Raw genomic sequence first — 15,415 nt, forward strand, 5'->3', positions numbered from 1 at the left:
CTTCGTCGTAGTCACCACGCTGGTACAGGATGTCGGCGAGGGCTCCCTGGCAGGAAGCGGCCTCCGACTCGGAGCCGGCGGCCGTGAACAGCTGGTGGGCTTGGTGCAGGAGTTGTTCGGCTTGGGCTGGTTCGCCGCGGTCGATCAGGTGGGTGGCGTGCTCGGCGATCGCCCGGGCGTGATCGAGGGGGTCGGTGTGGTCGGTGCCGTCGGTTTGTGCGCGGCTGACGGCGCGGGTGAACAGTTGGTGGGCGGCGTCGCCGTCCCCGCTGATTTTCGCGGCGTCGGCAACCCGCCGTAGCAGGTAGGTGGGGACCGGATGGTGGTGCCGGTCGAGCAGGGCGATGGCGTCGAGGCCGAGGCGGTACGCGTCGATGGCCGGACCGGCCCGTAGGGTGTTGACCGCGTCAGCGGCGCAGGCTGCGGTGACTTGTGGTTCGTCCGCGGTGAGGGCGAGGCGGGTCAACTGCAAATCCATGCCCGCACTGCGGCGGCCGCCGTGTTCGGTGCCGCCCCATGCCTCGAACAGCGGGTTCACCACGACGGCGGCCAGGCTTGTGGCCTCGTCGTCGGTGAGTGGGGTGATCCGGCCCGCTGCCAGGGCGTTGGTGGCCATTGCGCGGCGCTGCGGGTCGAAGCCGTCGGGATACACGTCCAGCAGGCCGAGCCCGATCAGGCGGGCGGGTGATCCTGCGCAGCGTTCGGCGAGCACCGCGATGACCGACTCCGGTAGGGGCAGGTCGAAGAGGGTGAGGTCACGCAACAGCGCCCGGTGTGGCGGGCCGGCCTGCTCCAGGAGTTCGTCGAGGGCCAGCTTCTCGAGCAGGTCGCGGATCTGGGCCTCGGACGGCAGGTCACCCTGCTGAAGGTAGGTCTCCATGCCGGCGACCGCGGTCTCGGCGCGGGCGAGGTCGACGTGTTCGCCGTAGACCAGCCGGGAACCGATCAGGTCCTGCAGGCCGGGGTTGCCCCGGCTGACCGACACGGCCCGTATCGCGAGCGCGTCCCGTTCGGTGCGTCGTGGCGCCGGGACCTGTGCTCGCTGCCGGTTGAGCAGTTTGCGTTGCGCGACCGGCGACAATGGCCGCAGCGCGATCTGCTCGAGCCGCTCCGGCAAACCATCCAGCGTGAACTGGTATCGGCTGGTCACCACCAGCCGGCTGTCGCTGTCGGCCGGATCGAACGCGCGCAACACCGCGGCCAGCACCGGCGCCGTCGCGGGATCCACCCGGTGCGGGCCGTGCGGATCGGCGATCAGGACCTGCTCGAGGTCGTCGATGACCAGCAGCAGCGGACGCCGGCCGGGCTCGGTACCCGCGCACGGCCCGGCGAGCAGGTCGATCAGCAGGGTTTCCAACGTCTCCGGCCGATCACGCAGCTCGCCGCGGCGGGACTCGATCAGCTCGCGAGCGGCCTGGTTGGTCCGCACCGCGGCGGCGATCACGTCCACGATCGCCGGGGCGCTGTAGTCACCGAACACCACCGCCAACGCCAGGTCGGGACGCCGGTCCGCGATCCGCGCCGCCAAACTCGACTTCCCCAACCGGCCCTGCCCGTGCAACAGGACCCCGGCCCGCTCGCCCGAACTCAAGGCCCGCAACGCCCGCTGCAATTCCAGGCGGCGGCCGACGAACATGGCCGGTGCCGCCACCGGCACATGCTGCTTGCCGTCCAGGAACACCTTCGTCCCCGCCACCGCCGACACCCGCGAGCGTCGCTTGGTGCCGCGGACCAGCGGGCCGCCGCCGTCCGGGCCGAGCCAGAGCCGGGCCAGATGCCAGTCCGCCCGCAGCCGCTCGTCAGCGGCTTTCAGCAGACCGCGGCGGGCGTCCCCGACCGCAGCCGCCAGGTCCGTCCCGTTACTCAACTGCCCATACAACTGTTGCGCGAACAGGGTCGCGGCCCGGTCGTCGACCGAGCCGTCCCAGCCCAGCACCGCCGGAACCCCGGCGGAAACCAGGGACGTGGCCATCGAGTGCGCCACCATCGCCTCGGTGTCACCAGCCGCGGCGCGACGGTCCGGACCGGCCGGCAGATGGCCCTTGGCGTTCGCCGCGGTCGCGGTCAGACACGCCGAAACGAACAGCAGCCGCAGCGACCCCGGCAACACACGGACGAGGTCGGCCGCCGCGATCGGCAGGCCGTCACCGAACTCGTCCTCCATCAGCAACACCGGCACCCCCGGCTCACCCGCCTGCCGACGCCAGTTGTTCACGCCGTGACATGACAGATGCAACACCGGCATCCCACCCACTTCAGCCAGGCGTTTGCCCAGTTCGACCGGGTTGCCGGTGTCCTCGACGATCAGGTCGACCCGGGTGTCGTCCACCGCGGTCAGGATCGCGGCCTCCTCGGCCTCGAAGTCCAGCTCATGCTGCCCCCGCGGCGAGGACGCCATGAACGCCAGCCCCAACCGGAACTCATCCAGGCTGGTCGCCTCCGCCGCCGGCCGGCCGAGCCGGCGGATCACCGTGAACCGGGCCACCGCGTCGGCTGCCAGGAATCCGCCGTCGGGGCGGGCAAGGAGCTCGAACGGCGCCTGTAACACCGCCCACGCCCGATCCGGCGGCGTCTTCGGCCCCCGCACCTCGAATGTGACCGGCGCCTGGGAGCGGTCCAGCAGCGTGGTGAGCTGACCTTGATCACCGTCCAGCCACGACCACAACCGGCGCCCCAGTCCGAGTAGAACCTCATCAGCTGCGCGCGCCTGGACTGCCCTCACATACTGCGACCCAAGATCCGCCAGCAGGGTCTCGTCCTCCTCGGACAGCACCCGCCGCGACCCGACCCGCTCGCCGCCGGCCAGCACCTCGAGCCCCGAACCGTCGACCACGATGCCGGTGACCATTCACCCACCCCCACGACGACTCGGCCCGCTCGTCAAATCCGGTCAACCCGCTCGCAGTTCCGGCCCGAATCTAGAACACGACACCCAACACCGGCCAATTGATCAAACCCTGCGAGCCGACACCGGCCGGCCAACGCCGAAAATCCGGCCGGGGAAATGATCAGAGAATCGAGAAAGACCAGCCCAGGGGTCACATCATCAAACCCGGTCCGGGGCGACGAGCGCATCAGCCGGGTCATCACCGGCTAAAGCGCACCGCAACCTGCCAAACGCACAATTCGGCCGCCAAGACCGCTGTGAAGGAACATTCGCTTTACACTTTCGGGCCATCACGAAAAATGATCAACATCGGTGGTGAGGTCGCACCGGTGCCAACCAGAACCGAAATCGGTGCCAACCGCCGCCGGACGCCACAGCGCTGCCCAGCGTGCGGGCCACGACTGGGGTGCTGGCCATCGCCGGACGTCACACGGCGGGCGGCCGGCGGGCGAGAAAGCCATCCGATCGAGGCCGTTGTCGGTGACGTGACTGAGCAGCGGGCGGGATGCGACGACCATGCATCACGGTGCTGCCCGCTCGGGCGGTGCCGGGGATGTCATAAGGGCGGCTGCTCATGTTCACCGTGATGACCTGGAACGTCGAAAACCTGTTCCGTCCCGGCCAGCCGGGCGGCCCGACCAGCACGAACGTGTACGAGGCGAAGATCGCCGGCCTGGCGGAGATGATCGCCCGGCAGGCTCCTGATGCTGTGTCGATCCAGGAACTCGGCGATCCCGCAGCGCTCGACGACCTCGTGACGGCTTTGGGTGGCACCTGGCATCGGCAGGTCTCGGCCCACCCGGACAGCCGCGGGATCAGGGTGGCGTGGTTGAGCACCCTGCCGATCAGTGAACCTGCCGAGATCACCGCGTTTCCCGCCCCGCTGCAGCCGGTCCAGGTCGACGACCACGGCGCCACCCTCGCCACGATGGGTCGCGGCGCGGTCGCGGTCACCGTCACCACTGGCTCGGGAATACCGATCCGGCTGATCACCACACATCTGAAGTCGAAGCTGTTGACCTTCCCCGGTGGCCGGTTCAGTCCCCGCGACGAGGACGAGCGTGCCCGCTTCGCCGCTTACGCCCTGGCCCGCCGCGCCGGCGAAGCCACCACCCTGCGGGTCGCGGTGTCCGCGGTCCTGGCCGGTGAAGGCGACGAGCGTGCGGTGATCCTGACCGGGGACCTCAACGACAGTCCGCAAGCCGCCACGACCCAGCTGCTGCTCGGCCCGCCCGGCTCCGAGATCGGCACCGGCGGCTTCGACCGCCCTGACCGTGGTGACGGCATGCGGCTGTGGAACCTGGCGCCGCTGATGCCCGCCGGGCAGGACTACTCCCGGATCAACCAGGGCCGCAAGGAACTCATCGACCACATCCTCGTCTCCAAGGCACTGGTCACACCGCTGTCCGGGGTCACCGCGCACACGGTCATCGACACACCACTCGAGTCGATCGACCCCGCCGACCCGCCGGCGCGACGCAATGAACCGGCCTCCGACCACGCGCCCGTCGTCGCGACCTTCGCACACCTGTAGCGGCGCCCGGACAACGGACGGTCAGTCAATGCGGCGCGCCCTGGGCCGCCGGCCGCGTCCCCTTCTGCCGGAGTCCGATCGTATGAGCGTGGCCAGTGTGTCGCGTCGGACGCACACTCATCCGAGGATGGACGGCGCCAGAGTCTGACCGCGGCCGCGGCGGCGGCCCGCTGAACTTGAGGGGCGAGCGACGCGTGGTGGGGCGAGCTGTCGGTCAGGTGGGTGCGGATGGCTATCCAGTTACGCCGCATGGCTTCCATCTTGACGACCGACGCTCGCCCGCCACATCCAGCCTGACCTGCTCATATGCCACCCGCAAGAGTCAAGATCGAACTACAGGCCGGTAGTTCCCGACGGGCTCACCTCACGGTAAAGGGATCTTGTCGTACCCCGGGCGGACACTGGAGTCCGTGATCGGTGAGAAGCAGCGGGGTCCACGGTGAGGTCGCAGGCGAGCATCGCCCACGTCGACCTCGACGCGATGTTCGCCGCGGTCGAGCAACGCGACAAGGTGTCGCTGCGCGGCCGTCCGGTCATCGTCGGCGGCGTCGCCGGTAGGGGTGTCGTCGCGACCGCCTCGTACGAGGCCCGCGCGTACGGTGCCCGCTCGGCGATGCCGACCGCGGAGGCTAGGCGCCGGTGCCCGCCCGGCACCGCCTTCCTCGCACCCCGCTTCGCCGCCTACCGCAAGACCAGCGAGATCGTGATGGCGTTACTGGCGCAGGTGTCGCCGCTGGTGGAGCAGGTCTCGATCGACGAGGCCTACCTCGATCTGGCCGCCGCGGACCGGCACGACCTGTCCCTACCCGGCGTCACCGACCTCGCCGAGAAGATCAGGACCTCCATCGCGGCGGCTACTGGCGGGGTCACCGCGTCGGTCGGCGTGGGTACCTCGAAACTTGTCGCGAAGATCGGCTCGGATCTTCATAAACCGGTCGGGCTGACCGTCTGCGCGCCCGGGCAGGAACGGGCGCTGCTCGATCCGCTGCCGGTGACCCGGCTACCCGGGGTCGGACCCGCCACCGCGGAACGGCTACGCCGCGCGGGCGTGCACACCATCGGCGACCTCGCCGGAGTCGGGCTGCCGGATCTGATCGACTGGTTCGGCCAGGCACACGGCGCCGGCCTGTACCGGCTCGCCCGAGCCGCCGACGACCGGCGGATCGTCGGCGAACGCGAAGCAAAATCCGTATCCGCCGAGGAAACCTTCGCCGTCGACCTCACCGACCGGACCCGGCTCAACACCGAGCTCGATCTGCTCGCGACCCGGGTCGGCGGCAGACTACGGACCGGTGGCCTTTCCGCCCGCACGATCACCATCAAGGTCCGCCACCACGACTTCACCACGATCACCCGCTCGGCCACCCGCGCCCAGCCCACCGACGACCCTCGCCTGGTCGCGCAGCTCGCCCGACGCCTACTGGCCGAGGTCGACACCTCCGCCGGCATCCGGCTGCTGGGCGTAGGAGCAACCACGCTCGCCGACTTCGTCCAGGACGACCTGTTCGGCACCACGCTCGACAGCGACCCCATCAACCCGCCCGCCGCCACCACGCGGGCCATCGTGCCGACGGCGCCGACCGAGCCCACGCAGAGTGTTTGGCGGCCCGGGCAGGATGTACGCCACGACCACCACGGTGCGGGCTGGGTCTGGGGCAGCGGCCACGGGCGGGTGACGGTCCGCTTCGAGGGCCCGACCACACCACCCGGCCCCGTCCGCACTTTCGCGGTTGACGATCCTGCCCTGCACCCGGCCGATCCTCCCGACTGGACCCTGTCCGCCATGTGACCGCCAGCTGGTGGTGCACGTTGGAGGCGAGGGTGACAAGGCCGGTCCGGGTGTCGGCGCCGGCGGTGGCCCGCGCGTCGACCGCGCTATCAAGGAGCGACAGCAGGGACCGTTGCCAATCACGGCACGGCACTGCCGAGACGATTGGGTCAGACCGGCGTATCTCTCGCTGCTACCCGTGACGCGCTGAGTGCCGACATTGCCGTCAAGTCCCAGTACAGCCCGCGTGCGAGCAGCCGCTTCGGCTCACAATTGATCGCCTTGACGTTCCAGGGAGCGCGGGTCTAGAGCTCGACTTGCCGACATGACCTGCGGTCCGACCAACCCCGTAGCCCATATTCACCTGGAGCGTCTGGCGAACTGCATCGAGACGGGTGAGTGACGACGCTTTCGGTGTCATTGAGGGCCGCAGAGAGCTGCAAGACGTCGCCATTGTGGCAGCGGCAAGCCCCGAGAGTGTGGATCGAGTACCTGTAGGCAGACGTGGTCGGCGCCGGCCTGTCGGTGTAGTCGAAGACGTTCGGCGATGGCTGCCTCATCGCCCCAGGCGATCAGGGCGTCGACAAGCCGGTCGCTGCCTTGGCCGTCTAGATCGTTGTCTGTGTAGCCGAGGCGTCGGAGGTTACGCGTGTAGTTCGGCAACGAGAGATATCGGCGGAGGTGGCGCCGTCCGATCTCGCGGGCGCTGTCCGGATTGCGTTCTAGGACGACGGCTTGTTCGGGCACCAGAAGCTTGTCGGGCCCGAGGATCTGTCTAGCTTCGGCGGTGTGTTCGGGAGGGACGAGATAGGTGTGGGCGCCGTCGGCCTGAATTGCGGCGACGCGCAACATTGTGGGCTTGAGCGCGGCAAGCATACGAACAGTGGAGCCGGCGCGGACGGCCCGGTACTGGTTGGCCAGGTCGTCCATCGCCTCGAGATAGGCGCGTGCCGTTTGAATCGGCTGGTCATAGCGGCTACCCCGCCTGTCGTCGACCAAGCGCGGATGGCTGACGCCGAGGCCGAGAATGAACCGGTCCGGGTAGGCCTCGCTGAGCGTCTGCTGTGCCGCGACCATCGCCAGAGGATCGCGTGCCCATAGGTTCGCGATCGCGGTAGCGACAATCATCTGCTCGGTGGCGGCGAGCAGAAGTCCGGATTGGCTGATGGGTTCGCGGCCGACGTTCTCGCCTATCCATATGGAGCTGTAGCCCAGCTCTTCGAGCTCTTGGATTGTGTCTCGGACGACTGCGGCGGGCTGGAAGTCGAATTGTGCGGTCCATAGCCCGATGCCCGCGAGCTTCATGACCCGGCGCTGGTGCCAGCGGAGGTCAACGCCAGGGCAAAGTCTCGTAGCGGCTCATCGAGGCTCTGCGCCGCTTCCGGCCGACGTTGTTGGACGAGTCTTCGTATGCGGCGTCCCTGCTGCAAGATCGGCATGATGGGCTGATGGGTGGAGGCTGTCAGTGCCGCTCGCGCCAGGTCGACGGCCTGGTCGACGTCGTCGGACTGCACCGCTGCGTCGGAGAGGGCCAGCGTCAGTACTGAACGAGCCTTGTTGTGCGATCGTGGTAACGCGTCCAGAGAGCTGTTCAACTCTAGGCAAGCCTCTGCCGGCCGGCGTAGGAGCAGCCAGCTCATTCCGGCGTAATACCGCAGGTCGAGAGTGCCGCGGTCAAAATCCATCCCATGGCGCCTGTCTCGTTCGTTCGAATACTCGGCCGCCTCCAGCGCTTGGCCGTAGGCAGCCCTGAATCCATTGAGGTCACCCAGCCCGGCGCAAGCTCTTGCCCGGAGCGCGTACAACCAAGCTTGCGTAGTCACGTCCGACCCCTGGCCAGCGAGGTAGCTTCCCCGATCGATCAGCTCGAGCGTTCGACGGAAGTCGCGCCGGTGCCACGGGACCAAGCTCTGAGCACCCATAAGCCACGCACCGAGTCCCCACGCCCTAGCGTCCTCCGACGCGGTGGCAGCCGCTTGATACCAGTGTTCTGCCTCGCGATGGTCGTTGAGATCGAAACAGGCCCAGGCGCGCAGCCCGGCTAGCCGGGCTGCCAGAGCCACCAGTCGCTCCTGGTCGCACAGCTTCTGAGGCCTGCGAAGCTGGGCAAGCGCGAATCCCATCAAGAGTCGGCAGCGCACAAGTGCGTCATCAGGTCGAACTGCGGCAAAGCCCTGATCCAACCGTTCGCAGGCCAGTTCAACGGCTGTCAGCTCGGCCGGTCCGATTCCTGGATCTTCGAGGATGAGGGTGAATTCGACGAGGTCGCCGTCGGTCTGGTGCTGGGGTCCGCCAGACGTCGAAGTCCGCATACGACCTTCGTGCCGATCCGTCAGGTCGGTGAGATGTTCCCGAATGTTTGAACCGGGCGTGGTGAGCGCTAAACGATCAGTGCTGTCGGGTCGGTCCAGCCCTCGGACCAGATCGGCATCAGCGATCGTCCCAGTTGTGATCCGGTCGCGTGGTGGATAGAGGCCGATCTCGAAGTCATCCGCACTGCCCGTCACCGCCCGGAGCGCCGCACGCCGCTCCTCGCTCGTCCATCGGCGCTCGCCGCGTTCCAGGGCACCAACCCATCGATCATTGACGAAGTGAGCGGCGATCCCCTTTTGACGCTCGGGGTAGAGCCTGGCCAGCGTCTCATTGATCTCGTCGGCGAACTCGGATCGCGACATCGGACGCCGTGGCCGACGCTTCGACCTCAACCGGAGGCGCGCGGCCTTCAGCGCCTCGTTTGGCTCCTGGGCAGCCACCGTCTCCGGATGCCTAACCATGTCACCCCTTTGACCTCGCCGTGAACCCCATCTGGCTCCATTCGGCTTGCTGAACACATCGTGCCGATCGGACACGCCGAATGTAAGCCCCGACAGGGGGCACTCTGTTGACTATCGATGAGCCCGAAGATCTACTGCCCCGGCTCGTCCTCCAGTCGGACCGTGGGTCGTGACAACGGATCGGACCGATGGTTGGGATTCCGACGTCACCATCCGTCCGTGATTGTGGATTCCGATGGCGTTCTGAACCGACAGCGTAAGTGCATCGTTCTGATCCTTTAATCGAGGGTGATCAGCATATGTATCTCGAATATTAGGTCCTTTTTACCTCTCGACTGGAAGGAAATTCCCCCGATGTCCGCGAGGCTTGCCGATGAGTTGTGGCTTGCGGCGTACGACAGTGTCAGTGGCAAGCCGTCGATCGGTGTGTGGCCGCTTGGGGTCGGGTTGGCGGCGGGGTTGCTCGCTGAGCTGATTCGTACTGAGGCTGTCGAGCTTTGGGAAGGTGAGCTATTCCGTAAAGCGCCACTGTGCGGGGATCCGGCATTGGACCCGCTGTTGGTCAAGATGGAGGCGGAGGAGCGGGATTGGTCGCCGGTGCCTTCGATGCAGGTAGCGGCAGAGGTTGGCTGGGGCTACCCGCCGTCTCATGGTCAGAAATGGCCTTCGGTGGTCTCGGAGCGCCGAAGTCTGCGTCCGGCGGCGCGGGAGGCGTGGAACCTGCGTCCGGCCGAGGACGGCAGTCGTCGCCGGTCGCGTGGTCATCAAGTGCGTACGTGGATGTCGTATCTGGCCTATGAGCACCGTGCCGAGCGGTTGGTCGTCGATCGGCTCGCGCGGGCCGGCCTGGTGCGGCGGGAGCATCGCCGACGCTTCTTTGGTGGCGCGAAGCCGCGGTGGGTGCCTTATGACTCGGTGGTGGCCGGGACACCGGCGAGCGCGATCAGCACCGCCTTGCAACGCGGCCTTGAGCTGCCGGACGAGGGCTTGATGCTGGCGGGCCTGCTCTTGGCGACCGGTCTTCATCACCTTGCGCTGGCGACTCTGACACCGCTTGAGCGGGCCGCGTTGGCCGAGCAGATGAGCTGTGGCCTGCACGAATCGATGCGGCATCTGTTGCAGGCCGCGAATGCCGCTGTCGGTGAGGCCGCCATGCGCTAGCAGCGCCCTGATGGCTCACACCCATGCCCGCCTCGACGCCGACGGCATCCCGGCCTACCTCGAGGCCACCGGCGTCGACAACCGGCGCCTCTACCGGCGGCATCACTACACCGACATGAGCCCGCCGACCATCGGCGTGGCCGACGGCATCAGCCTCTACCGCATGTGGCGCCCCGCCCGCCGGGACTGACCCTGCGGATCTGTCCGTCTCCTCGACGATCCTGCCCGCGGCCCCCCTGCGCCGATCGGCCATGGCGCTACGCGGAAGGGATCCGGTGGTGTGCCGCCCTTGAGCGCCTGGCCATCCCCGGGCCGGCCCAGGGCGGCACACCACCACCCCCACCAACTCTCATGTGAAGGACTGCACCGATGACCCTGCGCCGGCCGTTGCCCAGAGCACCCGGAGCGTCCGTCGTCCGGGCGGCCCGCCGATCGTCGCGGCCACGCCCGGACGTCTCTCAGGACAGGCTCCCGGCAGGCGGCGAACCCGCTCAAGCAGCGTGCGGGGTTCGGCCAGCCGTACCCACCGCCGCTACGGCGCCGGTCGGTTGCCGTCTTGCCGGATGGCCTCGTCCGCTCGGGCCGGTGTCCGGCCGACGTCGTGCCGGGCGGTTGACGCGGTGGCGGCTGACCGGGGGCGCGCGATGATCGCTTCGACGCCTGCGGTCCAGAGGATCGCACCGGTGGTGATGGCCTTGCGGCTGGCCACCCGCCGCAGCCCCGCCACCACCGCAGGCCGTCTGCGTCACCTGCTCGCCGAACCCGCACAGGCCGATCCGCAGGTGACGGCAGATCTGCGCGCTTTGCACGCCGAGGTGCTCCTGCAATGCGGAGACCTGGACGGGGCGCTGGATGCGAGCGTCGCGGCTGCTCACGCCGCCGGGACGCTGCACCACCGGGACTGGCCCCGGCTGATCACCGCGTTGCTGATCAGCGCTGATCTGGCCGTGTGGGCGGGCCATCCACACGCGGTCGCCGCGTGCGACAGCACCCTGAGCGCGTTCACCGGCCTCGACCGACCCGACCCTGACCGCGAAACTGTCGCGGCGGCGCTGCATGCGGTAGCGGTCTTCCACCACACCGACGCCGGCCACGGCTACACCCTGCTGGACAACCTGAGCCGTACCGTGCCGCAGGGGCCGATCGACGCGATGCTGGCCGCCGGTCTCGCCGCCATGCGCACCGGCCCGAGGGTGGGCGGCCGGCCGCGGCACGGCGTGCCGCCGCCGGTCCCTGGCGGCGTGCTGCAGCCCCGGCTCGACACCACCACGGCCGCCTACCTGGCCTCCCGCGTCCACGCCCGACCCCGACACGACCAGGCGGTGGTGTCATGACCGACCGCGGCGAGATGAACGTGGCGGTCCCGGCGCCGGCCCGCCGGTACAACAGGTGGCTCGGCGGCAAGGACAACTTCGCCGCTGACCGGGCGTCGGCCGACGCTATCGAGCGGGTTTTCCCGACGATCACCGCAGCGGCGGTGCAGAACCGGCGGTGCCTGGGGCGGGCGGTCGGCTATCTGGCCGGTGAGTGCGGGGTCCGCCAGTTCCTCGACGTCGGCTGCGGCCTGCCGACGGGCCGGCACAACGTGCACGAGATCGCGCAGCAGATCGCCCCGCAGGCCCGGATCGTCTATGTCGACAACGATCCGCTGGTCGCGGTCCACGCCCGCGCGTTGATGACGAGCACCCTAGAAGGCAAGGTCGCGGTCCACGAGGCGGACCTGCGCCGACCAGACGAGATCACCGGCGCCGGCCTGGTGCACGACACGCTCGACTTCACCCGGCCGGTCGCCGTGCTGCTGTTCGCCGTCCTTCACTTCATACCCGACGACACCGTCCACGCGGCGGTCCGCGAGTTGATGGCCGCCGTTCCGTCCGGCAGCTACCTGGCGCTCTCACACGCCACCTTCGACCCGCTCGGCGACCAGACCCGTGCCGCGCTCGGCACGTTCACCGAACCCGGCGCCGCGGACGGGCCGTTCCTACCTCGCACCCACGAGGAGATCACTGCGCTGCTCGCCGGGCTCGACCTGGTCGAGCCGGGCCTGGTGTCCACGGTGCGCTGGCGCCCGCAGCTGCAACCGGAAGCAGACCAGACCCTCGGCGACCACGAAGTGATCACCTACGCAGCAGTGGCGAAGAAACCATGACCGATCACCGGCAGGACCGCCACCCTCGCTTCCGGGCGCCACGCCATGCGCGCCGGGACGTTCGCCCGTGCGCCGACCGGGGGTGAGGCATCCCGCCGACAAGGTGATCTTGCCGCGGTGAGTGAGCTGTCGACCGTCCCGCCGATCGTTGCCCTGAACGTGGCGGGCCGCTGGTCGGCCTCAAGGATTCCCGGCCCGGGTTCGCCTCCCGTGCAAAGCAGACGGCCCGAGCCGGGGTGCAAGTGCACGACGGCGCGGGGACCGCATCTCCGCAGGCACACCAGCAAAGGAGATCCTGCCATGGGCACCGATCTGTACTCCGTGGAGATTCCCGACAGGCAGTTCCGCACGCCGTGCGGCGGCAACCTCGGCGGCAGCCTCGAATCCTGCGTCTCCTTCGCGGAGATCCCCGGGCACCCCGGCGCCTACGCCGTGCGTGACACCAAACGCGGCACGGCCAGCCCGGAGCTGCGGTTCACCGCGGCCGAGATGACGGATTTCGTCGCTGCCATGACGGCCACGCCCGGCGGTACCGCCTGATCCCAGCCAGCACCCAGTCACCCGGCGGGCCGCCTGCGTACGGCGGCCCGCTGCCCGGCAACGGCGGAGAGAAACACATGAGCGCACGGCATTGGCACGGATATTTCTGGACAGGCGCGAGCGCCGAACTCAAGGACGACTCGACGCGTCGTCCCGGCGCTGCCGGCTCACCGGAGCGGCAGCCCTTCGTGCGGTCGACCGTGCCGCCCTTGCAGACCGGCTACTACCTGCTGCGCTCACCCGAAGCCGGGCATACCTGGACCGATCCCGACGAGACCATCGCCTGGCTCGCCGCGACCTATCAGCGGCATCCACCCCACGACCGCGACAGCCAGGCGCCGGCTTACGTAGGCCTCGACCAGCGGAAGGTCACCAGCCGCGACGGTCTGGTCAACGGCGTCGACGCCTGTTGGCAGTACTACACCGCCGGCATGGGGCAGGTCGTGCTCGTGGCCATCTGCTGCCCGCACAGCCACCTGCCGGACCTCGACTGCCCGATGCCGCCCCACCCCTGACTTTGCCCGTCTTTGGAGGACGACCATGTCCCTGGCGATGCTGTTCGACGACACCACCGTCCACACCATGCTGACCGCCTGGCCGACCAAACCCGCCATAGGCGAGCTGCCCACCGGCAGCAGCCTGCCGGGAATCGTCACCGCGGCACTGCTCCTCCGCTACCTGGAGACCGGCACCGCCCCGGCCGACGAGATCAACGTGATCAAGGACGGCGCCGCCCGTCACCCGCGCGCCTTCACCACCGGCGGACACCTCGACCCGGCCAAGGTCGCCATGTGGCGCGAACGCGGACACAGCTTCCAACTGCGCAACCTCAACCGCTGGTATCCGCCGCTGCACACCATGTGCGCGGCCATCCAACGCGAAACCGGATACGGCTGCTACGTCACCGGGTTCGTCACCCCACCCGGAGCCCAAGGCCTGGACTACCACTGGGACCAGAACATGGGCATCATCTACCAACTCGCCGGCCGCAAGACCTGGCAGATCTGGGAACCCGTCGTCGACGAGCCGCACCGCGACCACCACGCCTCCAACACCCAGCCGATCGCCGAACTCGTCGAACGGCTCACCGGGGCCGGCCCTGACCAGCAGATCGACCTCGGCCCCGGCCAGGTCCTCGTGCTGCCCCGCGGCTGGATCCACAACCCCCACGCCCGCGACCAGCAGCAGGAGAGCGTCCATCTGACCTTCGTGCTCCGCGAACGCACCGGCCACTGGATCAGCGAGAAACTGGCCGCCGCGGCGATCACCGCCACCGACCTGCGCCGCGTGATCGCACCGTCGCACATCACCGACCCGCAGAAGCTCGCCGGCGAGATCGACCAGGCACGTCAGCTGCTGACCGCCTGGCTCACCACCATCGACGACACGGCCCTCGCCGACGAACTGCTCGCCGTGGCCAGGACAGAACTCGACGCCGACTACGTCTGAACCCGCAAGCGAGCGACACCCTCAGCCGCCCCAGGAGAAAAAACGTCCCTGCGCCTCACCCACCTGACCGGCATGAGGACACGCACCCCCGGGCCAGCAGCGCCGGCCCACGCACTGGCAGGGAACAGGGCCCCGGCCGCCCGGGCACCACCGGCAGATGAGCGGCCGCCAGTACGACGATCTCCCGTTTTGGGGGAACGTCGCCCGCCAGGCTGCTGCCGGTTCGTGATCACCCAGATCCTCGGCCCCGGTCCACCGACCGCTGGGCTACACCCCTTCACACGTTCAGGAGCTTCTACTACATGACCGCCGAATTCGTCCGGGTTCGCCGTCGCAGGCTGCAAACCGCGGTGCGCCGATACCTGCACCCTGGCACCGGCCGCACGATTACCGTCATCGGTACCTACCACCTGGCCAAACCGGCCTACTGGCAGGACCTGCGCGAGGTGATCGACAAACTCGAAGCCAACGGCGCTGTCGTGCACTGCGAGGGCAGCACAAAATCCCACCCCGACGACGACGTCACTGACGAGGAACGGCAGATCGTGGACCAGCTTGTCCGCGCCGGCACGCTCGAGAGACGACGGATCAAGGCACTGGGCTGGACCGGCCAAGTCGAAGGGCTCGGATATCCCGACAGCTGGCGCGTCGTCGATCTGAGCACCGCGGAGATCGTCCGCCGGTTGGGGCCGGCCCTGGGCCGCCACGCCGCCGCTCACAAGATGCGCGGGATGGATTGGCCGGATATCGACAGGGCCGGTTTCAACAAGCTGCGCCTGAAGATCACGTTCCTGTTCCGGTTCATGGCGGCCGACAATCTGGTCATCAAAGCCAGCAACGGCAGCGGTCCCTCCGACGATGTCATCGTCAAGGCCCGAGATCAGCACGCCCTGGCCGAGGCCGCCGGCGCGGACCAGGACCTGGTGATGATCTGGGGACTGGCGCACCTTCCCGGCCTGGACGCGGGCCTGATAGCGCTGGGCTTCGAACGGTCCGGGCCTCTGCAATGGCACACCGTGACGCGCAGAGTCCCATCGATCTGCGGTGCCCTGCTGCGCTGGGCCGTCCGCTGGCCCGCCCCACGTGTTCCGCAAGACACCCATGAGCAGGTCCAGCAGAGTCGGCCATGAACCACAAACAGGCGGCGCAGCCT

At 68.6% G+C, this 15,415-nt stretch carries 13 protein-coding genes; 10 read left to right on the plus strand and 3 right to left on the minus strand.

What is annotated here, in order from left to right; translation table 11 throughout:
• Window positions 1–2,848, minus strand: a 2,848-nt coding sequence (locus Adu01nite_RS23425; RefSeq protein ID WP_203729239.1) for a CHAT domain-containing protein, incomplete at its 3' end; no start/stop codon positions are given.
• 625 nt (window positions 2,849–3,473) lie between these two features.
• On the opposite strand from Adu01nite_RS23425, the gene Adu01nite_RS23430 reads away from it, so the two are divergent.
• Together Adu01nite_RS23430 and Adu01nite_RS23435 are read left to right on the plus strand one after the other, a co-directional pair.
• Window positions 3,474–4,421, plus strand: coding sequence for an endonuclease/exonuclease/phosphatase family protein (locus Adu01nite_RS23430; protein ID WP_203729241.1), 948 nt, complete (start codon window positions 3,474–3,476; stop codon window positions 4,419–4,421).
• A 439-nt stretch (window positions 4,422–4,860) separates the two neighbouring features.
• On the plus strand, window positions 4,861–6,210 hold the full coding sequence (locus Adu01nite_RS23435) for a DNA polymerase IV (RefSeq protein WP_203729243.1): 1,350 nt from the start codon (window positions 4,861–4,863) through the stop codon (window positions 6,208–6,210).
• A gap of 396 nt (window positions 6,211–6,606) precedes the next feature.
• On the opposite strand, the gene Adu01nite_RS23440 is transcribed toward Adu01nite_RS23435, so the two are convergent.
• Both Adu01nite_RS23440 and Adu01nite_RS23445 read right to left on the minus strand, forming a co-directional pair.
• Window positions 6,607–7,494, minus strand: coding sequence for an LLM class F420-dependent oxidoreductase (locus Adu01nite_RS23440; RefSeq protein ID WP_203729245.1), 888 nt, complete (start codon window positions 7,492–7,494; stop codon window positions 6,607–6,609).
• Complete coding sequence (locus Adu01nite_RS23445) at window positions 7,491–8,963, minus strand: NsdA family TPR-like regulatory protein (protein WP_498371277.1); 1,473 nt, start codon at window positions 8,961–8,963, stop codon at window positions 7,491–7,493. Before Adu01nite_RS23445 ends, Adu01nite_RS23440 begins: the two co-directional genes overlap by 4 nt.
• A gap of 354 nt (window positions 8,964–9,317) precedes the next feature.
• On the opposite strand from Adu01nite_RS23445, the gene Adu01nite_RS23450 reads away from it, so the two are divergent.
• The 8 genes from Adu01nite_RS23450 (at window position 9,318) to Adu01nite_RS23485 (ending at window position 15,392) form a co-directional block, all read left to right on the plus strand.
• On the plus strand, window positions 9,318–10,124 hold the full coding sequence (locus Adu01nite_RS23450; RefSeq protein WP_203729247.1) for a GPP34 family phosphoprotein: 807 nt from the start codon (window positions 9,318–9,320) through the stop codon (window positions 10,122–10,124).
• A gap of 10 nt (window positions 10,125–10,134) precedes the next feature.
• The gene (locus tag Adu01nite_RS23455) at window positions 10,135–10,314 is read left to right on the plus strand and encodes a hypothetical protein (protein ID WP_203729248.1); all 180 of its coding nucleotides are present in this window, start codon (window positions 10,135–10,137) and stop codon (window positions 10,312–10,314) included.
• 493 nt (window positions 10,315–10,807) lie between these two features.
• On the plus strand, window positions 10,808–11,458 hold the full coding sequence (locus Adu01nite_RS23460) for a hypothetical protein (protein WP_203729249.1): 651 nt from the start codon (window positions 10,808–10,810) through the stop codon (window positions 11,456–11,458).
• A complete protein-coding gene (locus Adu01nite_RS23465) occupies window positions 11,455–12,273 on the plus strand; it encodes an SAM-dependent methyltransferase (protein WP_203729250.1) in 819 nt (272 codons plus the stop codon). Before Adu01nite_RS23460 ends, Adu01nite_RS23465 begins: the two co-directional genes overlap by 4 nt.
• Window positions 12,274–12,573: 300 nt before the next feature.
• The gene (locus tag Adu01nite_RS23470) at window positions 12,574–12,813 is read left to right on the plus strand and encodes a DUF397 domain-containing protein (protein ID WP_203729251.1); all 240 of its coding nucleotides are present in this window, start codon (window positions 12,574–12,576) and stop codon (window positions 12,811–12,813) included.
• A 77-nt stretch (window positions 12,814–12,890) separates the two neighbouring features.
• On the plus strand, window positions 12,891–13,328 hold the full coding sequence (locus tag Adu01nite_RS23475) for a hypothetical protein (RefSeq protein WP_203729253.1): 438 nt from the start codon (window positions 12,891–12,893) through the stop codon (window positions 13,326–13,328).
• A 25-nt stretch (window positions 13,329–13,353) separates the two neighbouring features.
• Window positions 13,354–14,262, plus strand: a complete 909-nt coding sequence (locus Adu01nite_RS23480; protein WP_203729255.1) for a JmjC domain-containing protein — start codon at window positions 13,354–13,356, stop codon at window positions 14,260–14,262.
• A gap of 302 nt (window positions 14,263–14,564) precedes the next feature.
• On the plus strand, window positions 14,565–15,392 hold the full coding sequence (locus Adu01nite_RS23485) for a hypothetical protein (protein WP_203729257.1): 828 nt from the start codon (window positions 14,565–14,567) through the stop codon (window positions 15,390–15,392).
• The last annotated feature ends 23 nt before the right edge of the window (window positions 15,393–15,415 follow it).

The organism is Paractinoplanes durhamensis (assembly GCF_016862175.1).
Classification (GTDB): domain Bacteria; phylum Actinomycetota; class Actinomycetes; order Mycobacteriales; family Micromonosporaceae; genus Actinoplanes; species Actinoplanes durhamensis.